This window comes from Pseudomonas sp. D4002, assembly GCF_013385665.1.
GTDB lineage: Bacteria > Pseudomonadota > Gammaproteobacteria > Pseudomonadales > Pseudomonadaceae > Aquipseudomonas.
On record NZ_JACAPN010000009.1, the window covers coordinates 104,133 to 121,133 of the forward strand.

Annotated in this window: 19 protein-coding genes; 11 read left to right on the forward strand and 8 right to left on the reverse strand. The window is 60.5% G+C overall.

Going from position 1 to position 17,001, the window contains the following annotated elements; translation table 11 throughout:
- Positions 1-15: 15 nt before the first annotated feature.
- On the forward strand, positions 16-948 hold the full coding sequence (gene punR / locus HX824_RS03025; protein WP_003218855.1) for a DNA-binding transcriptional activator PunR: 933 nt from the start codon (positions 16-18) through the stop codon (positions 946-948).
- Between the two features lie 65 nt (positions 949-1,013).
- On the opposite strand, the gene HX824_RS03030 is transcribed toward punR, so the two are convergent.
- Positions 1,014-2,183: an aspartate aminotransferase family protein gene (locus HX824_RS03030; protein ID WP_177054117.1), complete on the reverse strand. Its 1,170-nt coding sequence runs from the start codon at positions 2,181-2,183 to the stop codon at positions 1,014-1,016.
- A 103-nt stretch (positions 2,184-2,286) separates the two neighbouring features.
- Here HX824_RS03030 and HX824_RS03035 point away from each other — a divergent pair, with 103 nt between their 5' ends.
- Positions 2,287-3,192, forward strand: a complete 906-nt coding sequence (locus HX824_RS03035) for a LysR family transcriptional regulator (protein WP_102368413.1) — start codon at positions 2,287-2,289, stop codon at positions 3,190-3,192.
- On the opposite strand, the gene HX824_RS03040 is transcribed toward HX824_RS03035, so the two are convergent.
- The gene (locus tag HX824_RS03040) at positions 3,189-3,812 is read right to left on the reverse strand and encodes an HAD family phosphatase (protein ID WP_177054118.1); all 624 of its coding nucleotides are present in this window, start codon (positions 3,810-3,812) and stop codon (positions 3,189-3,191) included. The two genes, HX824_RS03035 and HX824_RS03040, sit on opposite strands and share 4 nt — an antisense overlap.
- A 100-nt stretch (positions 3,813-3,912) precedes the next feature.
- The gene (gene fabV, locus HX824_RS03045) at positions 3,913-5,106 is read right to left on the reverse strand and encodes an enoyl-ACP reductase FabV (RefSeq protein WP_003218863.1); all 1,194 of its coding nucleotides are present in this window, start codon (positions 5,104-5,106) and stop codon (positions 3,913-3,915) included.
- 384 nt (positions 5,107-5,490) lie between these two features.
- Here fabV and HX824_RS03050 point away from each other — a divergent pair, with 384 nt between their 5' ends.
- Together HX824_RS03050 and ppnN are read left to right on the forward strand one after the other, a co-directional pair.
- Positions 5,491-6,315, forward strand: a complete 825-nt coding sequence (locus tag HX824_RS03050) for an aspartyl/asparaginyl beta-hydroxylase domain-containing protein (protein WP_102368412.1) — start codon at positions 5,491-5,493, stop codon at positions 6,313-6,315.
- A gap of 147 nt (positions 6,316-6,462) precedes the next feature.
- Positions 6,463-7,836, forward strand: a complete 1,374-nt coding sequence (gene ppnN / locus HX824_RS03055; RefSeq protein WP_088424477.1) for a nucleotide 5'-monophosphate nucleosidase PpnN — start codon at positions 6,463-6,465, stop codon at positions 7,834-7,836.
- 1 nt (position 7,837) lies between these two features.
- On the opposite strand, the gene HX824_RS03060 is transcribed toward ppnN, so the two are convergent.
- A complete protein-coding gene (locus tag HX824_RS03060) occupies positions 7,838-8,230 on the reverse strand; it encodes a RidA family protein (RefSeq protein ID WP_003218870.1) in 393 nt (130 codons plus the stop codon).
- Positions 8,231-8,328: 98 nt separating this feature from the next.
- Here HX824_RS03060 and HX824_RS03065 point away from each other — a divergent pair, with 98 nt between their 5' ends.
- The 3 genes from HX824_RS03065 (at position 8,329) to HX824_RS03075 (ending at position 9,484) form a co-directional block, all read left to right on the forward strand.
- Positions 8,329-8,643, forward strand: a complete 315-nt coding sequence (locus tag HX824_RS03065) for an AbrB/MazE/SpoVT family DNA-binding domain-containing protein (RefSeq protein ID WP_003218872.1) — start codon at positions 8,329-8,331, stop codon at positions 8,641-8,643.
- Positions 8,640-9,035 (forward strand): PIN domain-containing protein, encoded by a 396-nt coding sequence (locus HX824_RS03070; RefSeq protein ID WP_003218874.1) that lies wholly within the window; start codon positions 8,640-8,642, stop codon positions 9,033-9,035. The genes HX824_RS03065 and HX824_RS03070 overlap by 4 nt, the downstream gene beginning before the upstream one ends.
- Before the next feature lie 74 nt (positions 9,036-9,109).
- Positions 9,110-9,484, forward strand: coding sequence for a hypothetical protein (locus HX824_RS03075; RefSeq protein ID WP_032899669.1), 375 nt, complete (start codon positions 9,110-9,112; stop codon positions 9,482-9,484).
- A gap of 15 nt (positions 9,485-9,499) precedes the next feature.
- Here the strand turns inward: HX824_RS03075 and HX824_RS03080 are convergent, their stop codons facing one another.
- The gene (locus HX824_RS03080) at positions 9,500-9,829 is read right to left on the reverse strand and encodes a YXWGXW repeat-containing protein (RefSeq protein WP_023659079.1); all 330 of its coding nucleotides are present in this window, start codon (positions 9,827-9,829) and stop codon (positions 9,500-9,502) included.
- A 160-nt stretch (positions 9,830-9,989) separates the two neighbouring features.
- Positions 9,990-10,889, reverse strand: a complete 900-nt coding sequence (locus HX824_RS03085) for a DMT family transporter (protein WP_177054119.1) — start codon at positions 10,887-10,889, stop codon at positions 9,990-9,992.
- 97 nt (positions 10,890-10,986) lie between these two features.
- On the opposite strand from HX824_RS03085, the gene HX824_RS03090 reads away from it, so the two are divergent.
- Complete coding sequence (locus HX824_RS03090) at positions 10,987-11,835, forward strand: LysR substrate-binding domain-containing protein (RefSeq protein WP_134325972.1); 849 nt, start codon at positions 10,987-10,989, stop codon at positions 11,833-11,835.
- On the opposite strand, the gene HX824_RS03095 is transcribed toward HX824_RS03090, so the two are convergent.
- The gene (locus tag HX824_RS03095; protein ID WP_173406091.1) at positions 11,832-12,728 is read right to left on the reverse strand and encodes a LysR family transcriptional regulator; all 897 of its coding nucleotides are present in this window, start codon (positions 12,726-12,728) and stop codon (positions 11,832-11,834) included. The genes HX824_RS03090 and HX824_RS03095 overlap by 4 nt on opposite strands.
- Before the next feature lie 97 nt (positions 12,729-12,825).
- On the opposite strand from HX824_RS03095, the gene HX824_RS03100 reads away from it, so the two are divergent.
- Entirely contained in the window at positions 12,826-13,479 is a 654-nt protein-coding gene (locus HX824_RS03100; protein WP_003218886.1) for an NADPH-dependent F420 reductase, read from the forward strand.
- 85 nt (positions 13,480-13,564) lie between these two features.
- On the opposite strand, the gene mqo is transcribed toward HX824_RS03100, so the two are convergent.
- Positions 13,565-15,211, reverse strand: coding sequence for a malate dehydrogenase (quinone) (gene mqo / locus HX824_RS03105; RefSeq protein ID WP_087693667.1), 1,647 nt, complete (start codon positions 15,209-15,211; stop codon positions 13,565-13,567).
- Between the two features lie 437 nt (positions 15,212-15,648).
- On the opposite strand from mqo, the gene HX824_RS03110 reads away from it, so the two are divergent.
- Positions 15,649-16,227: a fimbrial protein gene (locus tag HX824_RS03110; RefSeq protein ID WP_003218890.1), complete on the forward strand. Its 579-nt coding sequence runs from the start codon at positions 15,649-15,651 to the stop codon at positions 16,225-16,227.
- A gap of 67 nt (positions 16,228-16,294) precedes the next feature.
- Positions 16,295-16,990: a molecular chaperone gene (locus tag HX824_RS03115; RefSeq protein ID WP_177054120.1), complete on the forward strand. Its 696-nt coding sequence runs from the start codon at positions 16,295-16,297 to the stop codon at positions 16,988-16,990.
- The last annotated feature ends 11 nt before the right edge of the window (positions 16,991-17,001 follow it).

Genomic DNA, 17,001 nt, shown 5'->3' on the forward strand with positions numbered 1-17,001 from the left:
TTGAAGGCAAACCCCATGTGGTCTGAATATTCCCTGGATGTGGTGGATGCAGTGGCCCGCCACGGCAGCTTCAGCGCCGCCGCCCAGGAACTGCACCGCGTGCCGTCAGCCATCAGCTACACCGTGCGGCAACTCGAAGAATGGCTGGCGGTGCCGCTGTTCGTCCGACGGCATCGGGATGTGGAGCTGACACCCGCGGGTAAATTGTTCATCGACGAAGCCCGCGGCGTCATGAAAAAAATGCTCGGCACCCGCCGGCTGTGCCAGCAAGTGGCAAATGGCTGGAGTGGCCAGTTGAAAGTCGCGGTGGACTCCATCGTTAAACAGCAGCGCTGCCGGCAGTTGGTACTGGATTTCTATCGGCAGTTCCCGGAGGTGGAATTGCTGTTGGATTACGAGGTGTACAACGGGGTGTGGGATGCCCTGGCCGATGACCGCACCGATATCGTGATCGGCGCCACCAGCGCGGTGCCGGTGGCCAGTCAATTCACATTTCGTGACATGGGCCTGCTGAACTGGCTGTGCGTGGTCAGCAGCCGGCATCCGCTGGCAGCGGTCGAAGGCCTGCTCAGCGATGACCAACTGCGGCCCTTCGCCTCCCTGTGCATGACCGACACCTCGCGCAACCTGCCCAAGCGCGACACCTGGACCCTGGATAACCAGCGTCGTTTGGTGGTGCCGCACTGGGCTTCGGCGATTGATTGCCTGCGGGATGGCCTGTGCGTCGGCATGGCACCGGCGCACCTGGTGCAGCCGTGGATCGAGCGCGGCGAGCTGAGCGCCCTGCAACTGTCCCGGCCCTTCCCTGCCAGCCCGTCGTGCGTGGCCTGGGCACAGAACAAACTGTCGCCGGCCATGGCCTGGTTGCTGGATTACCTGGGGGATACCGAGACCCTGAATCAGGAATGGCTGAACGGGGTACAGGTGGGCTCCGGCTACCCCGTTTGACTGATCGTTCCCACGCTCTGCGTGGGAATGCAGCCAGTGACGCTCCGCGTCAGCCTCATCCGTGTTTAGTCCAGAAGCCGGGAAAGTGCGCGCACGATCATCTCCACTTCCTTGGCATCGATGGTCAGCGGCGGCAGGAGGCGAATGATCTTGCCCCGCGTGACGTTGATCAGCAGGCCATGCTCTTGCGCCGCGCGCTGGGCCAGGTCGCGCTGAGGTGTTGCCAGTTCGATGCCGATCATCAGCCCCTGCCCGCGAATCGCCAGCACCTGGGGATGCTCGTTCAATTCCACCCGCAGGCGCGCCAGTAGCCGCTCACCCTGTTGCGCCGCGTTGTCCAGCAGGCCTTGTTCTTCGATGATCTCCAGCACCGTACAACCGACACGGCAGGCCAGCGGGTTGCCGCCGAAGGTGCTGCCGTGGCTGCCGGGGGTAAACAGTTGCGCAACAGCGGCCCGGGCCAGGCACGCGCCAATCGGCACACCGTTGCCGAGGCCTTTGGCCAAAGTCATCACGTCCGGCACGATGCCTTCATGCTGGAAGGCAAACCAGCGACCTGTACGGCCGATCCCGGTCTGGATCTCATCGAGCATCAACAACCAGCCTTGCCGGGTGCAGTGCTCGCGCAAGGCTTTCAGATAGCCCGGCGGCGCGACTTGCACGCCGCTTTCGCCCTGGATCGGCTCAAGCAGCACCGCAACAATGCGCGGGCCAAACTCCCGGGTCACGGCCTCCAGTGCCTTCAAGTCACCGAAGCCGACCTTGATAAAGTCCCCCGGCAGTTTTTGAAATCCCAACCGCACGGAAGGCCCGTCGCTGGCGGACAGGGTGCCCAGGGTGCGCCCGTGAAAGGCATTCTCCATCACCACCACCAGCGGCTGTTCGATACCCTTTTTCCAGCCATGCAGCCGGGCCAGCTTCAGCGCCGTTTCGTTGGCTTCGGCACCGGAGTTGTTGAAGAACGCCTGGTCCAGCCCGGAGAGCCGGGTGAGGCGCTGGGCCAGGCGCTGCTGCCAGTCGATGCTGTAGAGGTTGGAGGTGTGCAGCAGCAAACCGGCCTGCTCACTGATGGCCGCTACCAGCCGCGGGTGGGAATGACCGACGTTGGTCACCGCCACACCTGCCACCGCATCCAGGTATTCACGGCCCTGCTGGTCCCACAGGCGCGTGCCAAGGCCACGGGTAAAGCTCAGGGGCGACGGTTGATAAGTGGTCATCAGGCAGGCGGCGGTCATGGCATCAGGCTCCAGTGCATCGTAGTGATGGCACCAGTATCGTTAGCCACCCGAGCTGGATAAACTGCACAACACTGCGATCACTTTAAACCAGGGCTTGATAATGGATCTGTTCCAGGCGATGACGGTGTACGTAAAAGTAGTGGAAGCCGGCAGCATGACGGCGGCGGCGCAGGCGTGCGGCATGTCCACCACCATGGTCGGCAATCACCTGCGCGCGCTGGAACAACGCCTGGGCGTCAGCCTGCTCAAGCGCACCACGCGCAAGCAAAGCCTGACCGAGTTTGGCGGGATTTATTACCAACGTTGCCTGGAGGTGCTGGGCCTGGTGGCCGACTCCGAGCAGATGGCCGAACAAGCCAACAGTGACGTGCCCAAGGGGCTGCTGCGGATCACCGCACCACCGGCCTTTGGCACCGAACGCCTGGCACCGGCGCTCAGCGAATTTTCCCAGCGCTACCCACAGATCAAGCTGTACGTGGTGCTGAGCAACCAGCGGATGGACATGGTCGACAGCGGCTTCGACGTGGCCATCCGCTTGGGCGACCTGGACGCGCCAAGCCTGATTGCCCGCCCCATGCAGGATTACACCATCACCCTCTGCGCCTCTGCGGAGTACCTGGCGCGCCGTGGCACACCTCAACGCCCCGATGATCTGCAGCAACATGACTGCCTGGCGTTCGCTTACCCGGCGACCGACGATTGGCGCAACGCCGACAAGTTGTGGCGAATGCGCGGCGCAGAGGGCGAAGTGGAAATTCCGGTTTCCGGCTCATTGACCATCAACAGTTCGCAGGCCTTGCGCCAGGCTGCCCTGGAAGGCATGGGCATCGTGATGCTGCCTGACGCCCTGGTCGAGCCAGACCTGCGGGCCGGTAAACTGGTGGCATTACTGACGGACTACCAACTGCCCAGCCGGCCCATGCATTTGCTGTACGCCCAGGACCGCTATCGCCTGCCCAAGCTGCGGGCGTTCGTGGACTTCGTCATGGAGAAATGGGCGCGCTAGAGGCTCACCCCCAGCTCGATCAAGCGCTCACGGGTCTGCGCGGCAGACACGTGGTGAATCCCCTGCCAACCCAGCGCAGTGGCCGCCTCGATATTGCCGGCTACATCGTCAATAAACACCACTTCACCCGGCTGGATATCCGGCAAATGGGCGCGCACCTGCGCCAGGCTGGCGTGGTAAATCGCAGGATCGGGCTTGATCAGCTTGATTTCGCCGGACACCACGATGTCGCGAAAATACTGCAGGAAGGGATAGTGGGCGCGGGCATAGGGAAAGGTCTCGGCGGACCAGTTGGTCAGGCCGAACAGCGGCATCTTCGCCTCATGCAACGCGTCGAGTATCGCCACGCCCTCCGGCAATGCGCCACGCAGCATCTCGTGCCAGCGGTCGTAGTACGCCTGAATCAAAGGCTCGTGCTGCGGATGTTCGGCGATCAGCGCGCGGGTGCCCTCAGCCAGACTGCGCCCGGCGTCCTGCTCGGTGTTCCAGGCCTGGGTGCAGACGGTGTCCAGGAACCGTTGCCGCTCCCGGTCGTCGGTAATCAGCTGGCGGTAGAGATGGTGCGGGTTCCAGTCGAACAGGACACCGCCGAAATCAAAAACGACTGCACGAATCGTCATGTAGATCCTCCGTTAGCGTGGGTGTGATAACGGCCGCAGTCTGGCATGACGCGCACAAAAAAGCGGCCCCTGGAGGCCGCTTCTTCGTTACCGCAAGCGCTTAAGCCTGAATCAGGCCCTTGATCTTCACGGTCGGATTCACGTCAGCGTCGTAGTCCACGCCATCGATCTCGAAACCGAACAGGCGCAGGAATTCCGCCTTGTAGCCGGCAAAATCGCTGATCTCGTTGACGTTGTCATCGGAGACCTGATTCCACAGGGCCGCTACCGCGTCCTGAACCTTAGGCTCAAGTTCCGCGAGGTCGGCGCGCAGGCGGCCGTCGGCGTCGAGCTTGGGCTCTTTGCCATACAGGCTGTCCTTGAACAGGCCGTAGACCTGCTCGATGCAACCTTCGTGGGTGCCCTGCTCTTTCATCACTTTAAACAGCAACGACAGGTACAGCGGCATGATCGGGATCGCCGAGCTGGCCTGGGTCACTACTGCCTTGAGTACCGACACACGGGCGTCGCCTTTCAGTGCCGCGAGGTTTTCGCGCAGGGTCAGGACTTTCTTGTCCAGGTCTTTCTTGGCTTCGCCGATGGAGCCGTTCCAGTAGATATCCTGGGTCAGTTTTTCGCCGAGGTAGGTGAATGCGGTGGTCTTGGCGCCTTCGGCCAACACGTCGGCGTCACGCAGGGCGTCGATCCACAGCTGCCAGTCTTCGCCGCCCATGACTTTCACGGTGCCGTCGATTTCTTCCTGGGTGGCCGGTTCGAGGGTGGTGTCGACCACGACGCCCTTGTCGGTGTTGATGCCGCGCAGGGTCACAGCCTTGCCGATCGGCTTCAGGGTGGAGTTGTGCACCACGCCTTGCGGGTCGGTACGGCGTGGCGCGGCCAGGCTGTAGACCACCAGGTCGATCTTGCCGAGGTCTTTCTTGATGGTTTCGATGGTCAGGCGCTTGATCTCGTCAGAGAACGCATCGCCGTTGATGCTCTTGGCGTACAGGCCTTTTTCCAGCGCAAACTTCTCGAAGGCGGCGCTGTTGTACCAGCCGGCAGAGCTGAGCTTGCCTTCTTCGCCTTCTTTCTCAAAAAACACGCCCAGGGTGTCGGCGCCGCAGCCAAAGGCAGCGCTGATGCGCGCGGCCAGGCCGTAGCCGGTGGAAGCCCCGAGGACCAGCACCTTTTTCGGGCCGCCTTCAATGGCACCGTGTTCGGTCACGTAGTCGATCTGCTCTTTGACATTCGCTTCACAGCCAACCGGGTGAGCGGTCACACAGATAAAGCCACGAACCCGCGGTTTGATGATCATAAAATTTCTGCCTCTTCCAAGGTGCCGAAGGCCAATGGTGGCCATTACAGCGTCAATCGTACGGGTCTATGACGCCCGGAAAACCGAAGCGTCACGATAGTCGCAAATCTTCTGTTCACAAAATGCTATCCGCAACACCGCCAACCTGGCCATCCGCCGAGGCGTTTTAGGGGGACAGCGGTAAAAATCTGTGCAGTGACTTCACAAATTTCCAGCATTTAAAACGCCACGTGAGGGCGATAACACCCTATCATGACCATATTATTTCGATATGTTTCGGCTCGGGCATGATGCCCACGGGTTGACTAACGCCTTTGCCTGGCCTGCCAGTCAACCGCGGACGGTTTTGAAGCAATCGAAAACCGTCTGATGGAGCCCAGTTTCATGAGTAAGAGTGTCATCCGCAAACGCCTGGCGTCCGCCGCCTGGGTCCTTGGCGTCTTGCTGTTCATTTATTGCTTCCCCAAGACCACCCTGGTGTTTCTGCTGCTGGTGGTGTTCTGCGGCCTGTACGATTTCCTGCGCAATGGCCTGTACGACGGCGCGACCATCAAGAAGTATTTCATCGGCAACGGCCGCAATACCTGGTTGCTGGCGCCGTTCAACACGCTGTTTGACCTGTTGAGCCAGCGCAATCGCCACGTTTATAAAATGAACGACCTGCCGCCCGCCTGGCGCGAAGACCTGCAAAAGGTGATCGACGACGCCATGGCCAACAAAGACGAGATCATTCAGTACCTGGACGAGCGCATGGCCGAGAAAAAACGCGGCATGCTGTTTTTCCAATGGTACGGCCGCCCGATCGAGACCACCCTGGATATCCCGCAACTGCGGGAAAAACTGCCCTACGTGAAAACCATCGGCGTGTCGGTATTCAACGAAAACCGTTCCACCTCGTTTCACTTCGGCCCGCTGCGCATGATGTTCCGCGTGCTCTACAACATGGCACCGGCGCCCCATCACGATGGCGTCTACATCCAGGTCGGCAAGCACAAACACTACTGGCACGATGATCCGCTGTTTATCTTCGATGACACGCTGATGCACGCCTCCTTCAACAAGAACGACGCCAAGCGCTACTGCCTGTTCATCGACATCGTGCGGCCAACCCTGGTGCCGTCGGTGCTCAACGGCCTGATCGCGGGCTTTGCCGGAGCAGTCTTTACCCTGCGTCGGTTTTTCTACAAAAACTGGAAGCTGATTCAGTAACTTCTGCGGCATGATGGTGCGCGACGGTGTTTGCGCTCGGCTCCAGTGCCGGGGAAAATGCCAGTCCAATGCGACCGAAAACGGCGCGCACTATCCTCAAGCCACTGGCCATGCATGGTCCGGTGGCTGTGCTTTCAGGGAATCAGAATGCCCCAAAGACAAGTCATCAATGCCTCCGTAAGCCCTAAAGGCAGCCTTGAAACGCTGTCGCAACGTGAAGTCCAGCAACTGAGCGAAGCCGGTACCGGCAGCATCTACACCCTCTTCCGTCAATGCGCCCTGGCCATCCTCAACACCGGCGCGCACATCGACAACGCCAAGACCATCCTCGACGCCTATAAAGATTTCGAAGTGCGCATCCACCAGCAGGACCGTGGCGTGCGCCTGGAACTGTTGAATGCCCCGGCTGACGCGTTCGTCGATGGTGAAATGATCGCCAGTACCCGGGAGATGCTGTTCAGCGCCCTGCGTGACATCGTCTACACCGAAAACGAACTGGACAGCCAGCGCATCGACCTGAGCAGCTCCCAGGGCATCACCGACTACGTGTTCCACCTGCTGCGCAACGCCCGCACCCTGCGCCCGGGCGTCGAACCGAAGATCGTGGTGTGCTGGGGCGGGCACTCGATCAATACCGAAGAATACAAATACACCAAGAAAGTCGGCCACGAACTCGGCCTGCGCAGCCTCGACGTGTGCACCGGCTGCGGCCCCGGCGTGATGAAAGGCCCGATGAAGGGCGCAACCATTTCCCACGCCAAGCAACGCATTACCGGCGGGCGCTACCTGGGCCTGACCGAACCGGGGATCATCGCCGCCGAGGCGCCGAACCCGATCGTCAATGAGCTGGTGATTTTGCCGGACATCGAAAAGCGCCTGGAAGCCTTCGTGCGCGTCGGCCACGGCATCATCATCTTCCCGGGCGGCGCCGGCACCGCCGAAGAGTTCCTGTACCTGCTGGGCATCCTGATGCACCCGGACAACCGCGACGTGCCGTTCCCGGTGATCCTCACCGGGCCGAAACACGCCGCGCCGTACCTGCAACAGCTGCACGCGTTTGTCGGCGCGACCCTGGGCGAAGCGGCGCAGGCTCATTACCAGATCATCATTGACGACCCGGCTGAAGTGGCCCGGCAGATGACCGCCGGCTTGAAAGCGGTCAAACAGTTCCGCCGCGAGCGCAATGACGCGTTCCACTTCAACTGGCTGCTGAAGATCGACGAGGGCTTCCAGCGCCCGTTCGACCCGACCCACGCCAACATGGCCAGCCTGCAACTGAGCCACGCGCTGCCGCCCCATGAACTGGCGGCCAACCTGCGCCGGGCGTTCTCGGGGATTGTGGCGGGCAACGTCAAGGACAAGGGCATCCGCCTGATCGAGCAGAACGGGCCGTATGAGATTCATGGCGACCCGGCGATCATGAAACCGCTGGATGAGTTGCTGAAGGCGTTCGTAGAGCAGCACCGGATGAAACTGCCAGGCGGCGCCGCCTACGTGCCGTGCTACCGCGTGGTGCAGTGAGTCAGCGCTGAACCGCTACGCACTTGATCTCCAGCAGCAAGCCCGGGTTGGCCAGTTCTGATACGCCAATGACCGTCCAGGCGCACAACCCGCGAGGGAACAGGCGGTTTTTCACTTCACGGAAAACCGCCATGTGCTCGCTCATGTTCACGTGGTAGGTGGTCATGTCGACCACGTCTTCAAACGTACAGCCCCCCTCCTCCAATACCAGGCGCAGGCTCTCCCAGGCGGCGACGAACTGTGCCTCGGGATCGGTGATGACTTCCAGGTGTTCCGTGCGGCCGACCTGCCCTGCGCAGTACAGGGTCTTGCCGACTTTTACCGCCGGGACGTAGCCGGCGCGCTCGACGATGGGGTGCATGGAGGTGGGGATGATGAGGTGGCGGTCGGTCATATGTTGTATCTCTTAAGGCTGGTTTCAGGCGTGTCGACGGGAAACGTTCGGACTATCGTTTTACCTGTTCCGACCCACCCACGCCAGATGAGTAACCTATGGACCAATGGATCTTGCCCTCCACTATTCCTTACCCTAAGGTAAGGAGTATCACGAGAGAGGCTTTCAACATGGCTACCGCCACACTCACTTCAAAAGGCCAAATAACCATTCCCGTTCAAGTCAGGGCCGCACTTGGGCTGAACACTGGCGACCGGGTCGAATTCGTCGAAATGGAAGAGGGCAAGTTTGCGATCATCGCGGCCAGCAAGACTGTGTTGGACCTCAAAGGGCTGATCCGCAAACCCGCCAAGCCCGTCAGCATCGAAGAAATGAACCTGGCCATCGCTGCACAGGGAGCCAAAGCACGATGATTGGACTGGATACCAATGTGCTGGTGCGTTACGTCACCCAGGATGATCCCGTCCAATCGCCAAAGGCATCCAGACTGATCGAGTCGCTCACCACTGCCTCGCCGGGTTTTGTCAGCCTGGTTTCAGTGGTGGAACTGGTGTGGGTCCTGCAGTCCAGTTACCAGTCAGCCAAGAGTGAAGTGGTTGCGGTCCTGGAGACGCTGCTGCGTACCCGCGAACTGACCGTAGAGCACGCCGACGTTATCTGGCAGGCACTCCGGCGATTTACAAGCACCAGGGCCGATTTCGCCGACTGCCTGATTGAACGCTGCGCCCACGCAGCAGGCTGTGAATATACGGCGACATTTGATGTCAGCGCGGCCAAGGCTACAGGCATGCGGCGGCTGACCTGAGGCGTCGCGTTGCAGAAGCGTCAAGGCTTTGGTAGAAAATGCCCTTACTGACTTTATCCAGAGACAAGACCAACGTGCGCACGCTTTTTCTCGCCGGCCTGGCATTAACGTCCCCATTGACCCTCGCCGAAGCCATCGCCTGGCCCGACCTGCCCGACACCTGCTTCGTCAGCGGTCGCTCCGCTACCAGTCAGGATGTGGACACCGGTTGTGCGGCGTTTCTGATCAATGTGAAGGGCAAGGCGGCAGGCACGCCGATCAAGCTGGATATCCCGCAGTACGCCATGCATGTCGACGAAGGCACCGGCAAGGAAACACCGGTGATCCTCATCCAGGCGGAAGAGAATGGCGATGTTAAAGCTGTAGGTTACAAGGAGCTTGGCACCGGCCAGTTGGGCGCGGCGCTGCTCAGGGAAGTTCGGCTTCTGGGTACGAAGAAGCCGATTTAAGCCATCGGAAAACGGTCAGCGAACCCAACCGCCGCCCTGCCAGTGATAGCCGTCGTTACGCTGCTCCCAATGCGGGTGAACATAACGATAACCTGGCCGTACCGGCTCCCAGTGGCCGTGAACCGCCACATAGCGCCCGCCTTCCCAACGCCAGTAGCCACGCGACCACAGGTAACCTGGCCGCCCTTCGGGCTCGACCTCGATGACCTGCACCGGCGGCGGTTGCGGCGCGACGACTTCTACATATTCACGCTGCACCGGTCGTCGATCATGCACGACCCGCTCCTCTACACACCCGGAAGCCGCGACGACCAAAGCCGCCAATGCCGCATAACGTAACAACATACAGAATCCTCGGGCGTGACCGCCCAGCGTTTATACCGGAAAAAAAAATGCCCCCTTGTTCCAGCCGCGCTCCTGCTTGGCCATAAGACTTTTTAACAGGTGCCAACTGTCAGCTTGCTGAACCCACGGGCAGACAGCAGGTAAAGAAAAACTGACCTTTTCAAGAGGCACAGACTGCGACCGGCTGTTTCAGTCGCACCAGAATCAGCCCGGCCACCACCACGGCGATCCCTGCATATGTCGACGCATGAATCTCATCGCCAAACATCAGTGCCGCCCACACCAGTGTCACGGGAGGCTCCAGGTACACCAATGTCGCCACATGGGTAGCCGTCATTACGCGCAACAACATCCACAGGCTCAGGTAAGCCACGAAGGTAGAGAACACCGTCAGCCAAACGATGGAGATCAATACGTCGGGGGTCCGCGGAATGCTCAGCGTATCGGTGTACAGCACCGCTGCAGCAAAGCCGATCAAGGTCAGCAACGACTGGATAAACAATGCCAGGCTCAGGTCGCCGGAGTCAGTGTGGGCCGCCCGCCGTTCGTACAGCGTGGCCACGGTCAGACCGAGTGCCGACACCAGGGGCAATGCATACATGACCCACCCGACTTCGGCCCCGCTGTTGCGGTATTGCCCGAAGATGACGATCGACACGCCGGCAAAACCGATCATCAACCCCAGCCACTGCCAGCCGCCGCTGCGTTCGGCGTGGCTACCCGATGACAGCGCCGCCGTCATCAATGGCTGCAGGGCCGCGATGATCGCCGCAATCCCCGACGGCAAACCGTTCTGGATCGCCACGTAGACACAGGTCAAATAGAGAAACTGCGAGAGGAAACCCACCACCGCGTGATGGCGGATCTGTGCCCAGGAAACCTTCAGCAGCCGCACGTTCAAAAACAGCGCCAGGCACAACGACACCAGCAAGAAACGCCAGAACAGCACGTTGAACACGCCATCACTCCGGGTCGCCAGTTTCGCGCCGATAAACCCCGAACTCCACGACAGCACGAACACCGCCTGTAACAGCAACCGCCCCACGGTTGATCGCTTCATTGAGCCTCCGGTTCGCTTGATTGACCAAAAGGCTAAGTGCCGCGCATGATTCTGTATATTTGAATAATCTGTACCACTAATCCTTAAAAGTGGAATCATGAGCAAACAACTGAATATTGACCTGTTGCGCACTTTCCACGCGGTGGCCCGCTTCCAGCGATTCAACGAAGCGGCCAATCATGTGCATCGCAGTGCCTCGACGGTGACCACGCAGATCCAGAAGCTCGAAGACCAGGTCGGCCAACGCCTGTTCAGCCGCAGCAACCAGGGGGTTGAACTGACGATGTACGGCAAGAAACTCCTGGGCGAAACCACCGAATTCCTCAAGAGCCACGACCGCTTGCTGGCCTCCCTCACGCCGCAACGCATGCAGGGCAAGATTCGCCTGGGTTTGCCTGATTCCTACGCGCCAGACTTCATGCAGGAGTTCCTGCCCCGCCTGGTCGCCGACAACCCACTGCTGGAACTGGAGGTAGAGGCGCGCTCCAGTGGCGAACTGCTCACGCTGTTCGCCAGCAGGCAGTTGGACCTGGCCCTGATTGTCAGCGCCCAGCCGTTGGAACAAGGCGAGCGCCTGGGAGAAATCCAGCCGCTGTGGGTGGCCGCCGAACACTTCAGCTGCCCACCGCAGGCGCCGCTGCCGATTGCCGTGCAACTGACAGGTTGCCCTTATCGCGCTGCAGCGATTCGAGCGCTGAAGGAGCACGGCACTTACTATCGGGTGCTGCTGGAAAGCGCGAGTTCGCCCGCTGTTGAAGCGTGTATCCGCAGTGGCATGGCGGTGGGGTTGGTGGAAGAAAGCCGCATGGGTAAGGGATTGACGCGCCAGATTGCTGGAGCTGAACTGCCGCCGCTGCCGCTGCATCACCTGTACCTGCTTGGCGACAGCAGCAACCTGTTGGCACTGCATCTGTATGAGCAGGTCAAGGCCGGCTTCAGCGTCTAGGGTGGTCCGAAACGCAACAGCACCGCATCGACAAATCGCCGCAGCTTGGCGGTGCGCTGGCGATTCGCGGTGTAGAGCAAATGCATCTGCCGACTTGGCGCCTCATAGTCCGGCAGCACTCGCACCAACTCACCGCTCTTGAGCGCCGAGCGTAAGAAATCCTCAGGCCCCAGCACAACCCCGAAACCATCCCGCGCGGCCGACATCAAGGCCCGGCTTTCATTCACGTGCAGGCGGCTGGCGACCTGGGCCTTGTGCAGGACGGCGCCTTGGTAGAACGACCATTCGCGATCAGCCGGACGTGACCAGTAGGCGTATCCCAGGCACTCGTGGTGTTCAAGGTCAGCGGGCGTCAGCGGCGTGCCGCGCTCGGCCAGGTATTTGGGTGCCGCACAGACCACCAGGCGGTAGGGCTGCAGCGGCCGGGCGGTGAGGCTGCTGTTCGCCAGCGGGCCGATACGGAACGCCACTTCGTAGCCCTCCTCCACCAGGTCGACAAACCGGTCGGTCAGGTGCAGGTCGATTTCCACCTCGGGGTTGTCGCGTAAAAATTCGGTCACCAGTGGCATCAGGCTGTAGGAGCCAAAAGTCACCGGGGCGCTGATCTTGAGCTTGCCCCGTGGTGTGTCATTCATGATCTGGGCGAGGGAGTCTGCGGCCTCTGCCTCTGTCAGGATATGTTTGCAGCGCTCGTAGTACGCGCTTCCCAACTCCGTCAGGCTTTGCCGGCGTGTGGTGCGGTTGAGCAGGCGTGCGCCCAGCCGCCGCTCCAGCGCCGCCACATGCTTGGCTACCATCTGCGGCGACATTCCCAGGCGTTCGGCAGCACGGGCGTAGGACCCCAGTTCGGCAGCCATCACAAAGGCACTCATGCTTGAAAGGCGGTCCATCATTCACCACTCCCAGTAACAACACCAAGACCAGAACGGCCATTTATCCTCATCCAGTAGCCAATCATCATAACGTCTCTCTCAACTCAGGAGCACCGACATGAAAATTGGCATTATCGGAGCAGGCTTTATCGGACGCGCCGTTGCGCAGTTGGCGTTGGCGGCCGGCCATGAAGTGATGTTGAGCAACTCCCGCGGCCCGCAGTCGATGAGCAGCGTGCTGAGTGGCATTCGTGGGGTTCAAGTGGGTACTGCGCAAGACGCCGCGCAATTTGGCGAACTGGTCCTGCTGGCGATTCCGTTCGAACATTACCGCAGCGTGCCGGCGCAGTGGCTGGAAGGCAAAACCGTGATGGATGCCAACAACTACTACCCGAACCGCGACGGCCATATTCCCGCGCTCGACCGCTTTGAAACCACCACCAGTCGGTTGGTGGCCGAGCACCTGTCGCAATCAAATGTGGTGAAAGTGTTCAACGCTATCCTGGCGCCGGACCTGACCCAGGATGCTCGCAGCCGCGGCGCACCCGACCGGCGCGCGCTCCCGGTCGCGGCGGATGACCCGGCAGCCAAGGCGCAAGTCATCGCCCTGCTGGACGAGATCGGCTTCGACGCAGTAGATGCCGGTGGGCTGGATGAGAGCTGGCGGTTTGAACGCGCCAAGCCGGCGTACTGCATACCTCTGGATAAAGAGGGACTGAAGGCAGCGTTGGCAGCTGCAGAGCGGCAGGTCGAAGTACCCGCTCATTGGTGACACCTGCAAAAAAGCCCGCTGACCGTCACCGGTTCAGCGGGCTTTTTACGTTGCGCAGGCCCTGAATCAGGACCTCACCAACGTCTTACAGCGCGAGGTCAGAAGCTGGCTTGCTCGGCTCAGCCGCAGGCTGGGCAGACTCGGTGGCTTTAGGAGCAGTCAGCTGCGGAATCGCAGGTGGAGGCGTCAGCTGCAGAATGTTGGCGGTGTAGGCCCATTCTTTAGCCACAGCTTCAGGGCTGTCGTTCAGCTTGGTGCCGTAGCTAGGCACGATCTGGTGCAGCTTTTCCTGCCAGGCCGGGGAAGCAACCTGTTCCTTGAACACTTTCTGCAGCACGGTCAGCATGATCGGAGCCGCGGTGGACGCGCCTGGCGATGCACCCAACAGGCCGGCGATGGTGTTGTCGGCGGAGCTGACCACTTCGGTACCGAGTTTCAGGACGCCGCCCTGCTCTTCGTCACGCTTGATGATCTGCACACGCTGACCGGCCTGCCACAGGCGCCAGTCTTCTTTCTTGGCGTTCGGGAAGTACTCTTGCAGCGCCTTGAAGCGGTCGTCATCCGACAGCATCAGTTGGCCGGCGAGGTACTCGACCAGTGGGTATTCGCGGATACCGACTTTGGTCATTGGCCAGATGTTGTGGGTGGTGGTGCTGGTCAGCAGGTCCAGGTACGAGCCTTCTTTCAGGAACTTGGTCGAGAAGGTAGCGAATGGGCCAAACAGAATCACGCGCTTGCCATCCAGCACGCGGGTGTCCAGGTGCGGAACCGACATCGGCGGTGCGCCAACGGAAGCTTTACCGTAGGCCTTGGCCAGGTGCTGCTCGGCAATCGTTGGGTTATCGGTGACCAGGAACGAACCACCAACAGGGAAGCCCGCGTATTCCTTGGCTTCAGGAATGCCCGACTTCTGCAGCAGGTGCAGTGCACCGCCGCCCGCGCCGATGAACACGAACTTGGCGTCGGTTTCCGTCTTGGTGCCGTCTTTCAGGTTCTTGTAGCTGACACGCCAGGTGCCATCGGCGTTCTTGGTGATGTCCTGCACTTCGCTCGACAGTTTCAGGTCGAACTTCGGCGTAGTTTGCAGGTGAGCGACGAACTGGCGCGTGATCTCGCCGAAGTTCACGTCCGTACCGATCGGGGTCCAGGTGGCCGCGATTTTCTGGTTCGGGTCACGCCCTTCCATCATCAGCGGAACCCATTTGGCGATTTGCGCCGGGTCCTCGGAGTACTGCATGCCGGCGAACAGCGGGCTCGCCTGCAGCGCTTCGTAACGCTTCTTCAGGAACTTGATGTTGTCATCGCCCCACACGAAGCTCATGTGCGGAGTGGAGTTGATGAACGAACGCGGGTTCTTCAGGACGCCCTGCTGAACCTGCCAGGACCAGAACTGACGGGAGATCTGGAACGCTTCGTTGATCTCGACCGCTTTCGGGATCTCAACGTTGCCGTTCTTGTCTTCCGGGGTGTAGTTCAGCTCAGCCAAAGCCGAGTGACCGGTACCTGCGTTGTTCCAGCCGTTGGAGCTTTCTTCGGCCACGCCATCGAGGCGCTCGACCATCTCCATCGACCAGTCCGGTTGCAGCTCATTGAGCCACACACCCAGGGTTGCACTCATGATGCCGCCGCCGATCAGCAGCACATCGACTTTCTTTGCCTCTTCCGCGTGAACGGAAGTGATCCCCATCGACAAAGCCAGCCCCAGCAGGGCAGTGTTTACTTTTTTAAACATCAGTAGCACCTATGATAAAACGCCATCCGCCCCACTGCCCCTGATCATGGGCAACCCTCAATCACGCTGCGCCAGGCAACGCACCGCGGGGTGTGCACATTCATTCGGGGACCGCAGGGTGGGCACACAAGGCCGACGTATCGACCTCACTTTTATGTCCCTTCTGCGCTGACTTCTTATCATTATTGGCTTCAGCTACCTGGGCGACAGCTAACCACCGGGACGTATACGGGTGTACGTACTCGATAGAGGCTAGACCAAGATGGCGCGCAGAATATCACGCTCGGCGCCTTATATGGACTCAGCGGTCGGGCGGCCATCAGTTCGCCAGTTTTTAAGATCCGTCTCATGTGCCTCTAAAACACAGCATTGCACTATGGATTGGCTTACCTGACGGGTAGGCAGACAACCTTCCTTCTCTTAAAAGAGGCACTGCAATGCTGAACAAACTGAGCCAACTCACCCTCGCCTGCGGCGCTTGCTGGTTGCTGGCCGGCACCGCTCAGGCGGCGGACGGGCAGATCGAATTCACCGGTTCCGTCACCGATAACGCCTGCACCATCACCACCGGCGACGTGAACAAGTCGGTGACTCTGGACCCGGTGCGCATCGCTGACTTCGCGCCCACCGTGGGTTCGGTGCTCACCGATAAAGCTAAGCCGTTTTCCATCAGCCTGGACAACTGCAGCACCGCGACCCGTAAAAACGTCGCGATCACCTTCAGCGGCCAGCAAGACGCCAGCGACCCGACATTACTGGGCCTGACCGGTGAAAACCAGGTGCGCGGCATCGCGATCCAGATCACCGACTCCCGTAACGGCAACAAACTGCCACTGAACACGCCGACCGCCGATTACGACCTGCGTGCACAGTCCAATACCTTCGACTTTACCGCTGCCTACGTGCGCACCGTCGCCGACACCACCACCGGTGAAGGCGACGACGCGGTGACCACCTCCGGCATCAGCACCGGTCAGGTGCACGCGCTGGCCAGCTTCGACGTTACCTACAAGTAATTGCTCGTCAACACCGTGGGCCAGGCGTTCGCGCGCCGGCCCGCGGGCTTCCGGAGGTCCCCCTGTCATGCGTTTGAAAGTCTATCTTCTGCTCGCCCTGCTGCCGTTCTGGCACAGCGCCGCCAACGCCGCCGTCACCGTCGGCGCCACGCGACTGATCTACGACGGCGCTTCCAACGAAGCCAACCTAAGCGTCAGCAACCGCGACGACACCTCGCCTTACCTCGTGCAGTCCTGGGTCAGCCACTTCGGCAGTGGCAACGAGGAAAGCGTCGATAACTTTATCGTCACGCCGCCGCTGTTCCGGCTGGATGCCGACAAGGAAAACATCCTGCGCATCATTTTTACCGGTGGCCCAGAAGTGCCCCAGGACCGCGAAAGCCTGTTCCTGATGAACGTCAAGGCAATCCCGGCCATGAGCGACGATCAAAAAGGCAAGAACGTGCTGCAGATCGCGCTCAAGACCACGATCAAACTGTTCTACCGCCCGGCCGGCCTCAAAGGTTCGCTCAAGGACGCGGTGGCGCAAGTGAACTGGAAGGCCCAAGCGGGTGCATTGGCCGTCAATAACGCCTCCAAGCTGCACGTGGTGGTCAGCGAACTGAAGCTCAACGGCCTGCCGATCACCCAGGCGCCGGATGTGCTGCGCCCAGGCGAAGCGCGTGAGCTGCCGATCCAGGCAAAGGCCGGCGATGAAGTGCAACTGAGCTACATCGATGACTACGGCAGCATCGTGACCGCCCCCGTCATCAGCATTCACTGATACCCACGCGA

Excerpts from the sequence above, each read along its gene's own strand:
- punR (WP_003218855.1), top strand. The coding sequence starts at position 16 with ATGTGGTCTGAATATTCCCTGGATGTGGTGGATGCAGTGGCCCGCCAC.
- HX824_RS03030 (WP_177054117.1), bottom strand. The coding sequence starts at position 2,183 with ATGACCGCCGCCTGCCTGATGACCACTTATCAACCGTCGCCCCTGAGC.
- HX824_RS03035 (WP_102368413.1), top strand. The coding sequence starts at position 2,287 with ATGGATCTGTTCCAGGCGATGACGGTGTACGTAAAAGTAGTGGAAGCC.
- HX824_RS03040 (WP_177054118.1), bottom strand. The coding sequence starts at position 3,812 with ATGACGATTCGTGCAGTCGTTTTTGATTTCGGCGGTGTCCTGTTCGAC.
- fabV (WP_003218863.1), bottom strand. The coding sequence starts at position 5,106 with ATGATCATCAAACCGCGGGTTCGTGGCTTTATCTGTGTGACCGCTCAC.
- HX824_RS03050 (WP_102368412.1), top strand. The coding sequence starts at position 5,491 with ATGAGTAAGAGTGTCATCCGCAAACGCCTGGCGTCCGCCGCCTGGGTC.
- ppnN (WP_088424477.1), top strand. The coding sequence starts at position 6,463 with ATGCCCCAAAGACAAGTCATCAATGCCTCCGTAAGCCCTAAAGGCAGC.
- HX824_RS03060 (WP_003218870.1), bottom strand. The coding sequence starts at position 8,230 with ATGACCGACCGCCACCTCATCATCCCCACCTCCATGCACCCCATCGTC.
- HX824_RS03065 (WP_003218872.1), top strand. The coding sequence starts at position 8,329 with ATGGACCAATGGATCTTGCCCTCCACTATTCCTTACCCTAAGGTAAGG.
- HX824_RS03070 (WP_003218874.1), top strand. The coding sequence starts at position 8,640 with ATGATTGGACTGGATACCAATGTGCTGGTGCGTTACGTCACCCAGGAT.
- HX824_RS03080 (WP_023659079.1), bottom strand. The coding sequence starts at position 9,829 with ATGTTGTTACGTTATGCGGCATTGGCGGCTTTGGTCGTCGCGGCTTCC.
- HX824_RS03085 (WP_177054119.1), bottom strand. The coding sequence starts at position 10,889 with ATGAAGCGATCAACCGTGGGGCGGTTGCTGTTACAGGCGGTGTTCGTG.
- HX824_RS03090 (WP_134325972.1), top strand. The coding sequence starts at position 10,987 with ATGAGCAAACAACTGAATATTGACCTGTTGCGCACTTTCCACGCGGTG.
- HX824_RS03095 (WP_173406091.1), bottom strand. The coding sequence starts at position 12,728 with ATGATGGACCGCCTTTCAAGCATGAGTGCCTTTGTGATGGCTGCCGAA.
- HX824_RS03100 (WP_003218886.1), top strand. The coding sequence starts at position 12,826 with ATGAAAATTGGCATTATCGGAGCAGGCTTTATCGGACGCGCCGTTGCG.
- mqo (WP_087693667.1), bottom strand. The coding sequence starts at position 15,211 with ATGTTTAAAAAAGTAAACACTGCCCTGCTGGGGCTGGCTTTGTCGATG.
- HX824_RS03110 (WP_003218890.1), top strand. The coding sequence starts at position 15,649 with ATGCTGAACAAACTGAGCCAACTCACCCTCGCCTGCGGCGCTTGCTGG.
- HX824_RS03115 (WP_177054120.1), top strand. The coding sequence starts at position 16,295 with ATGCGTTTGAAAGTCTATCTTCTGCTCGCCCTGCTGCCGTTCTGGCAC.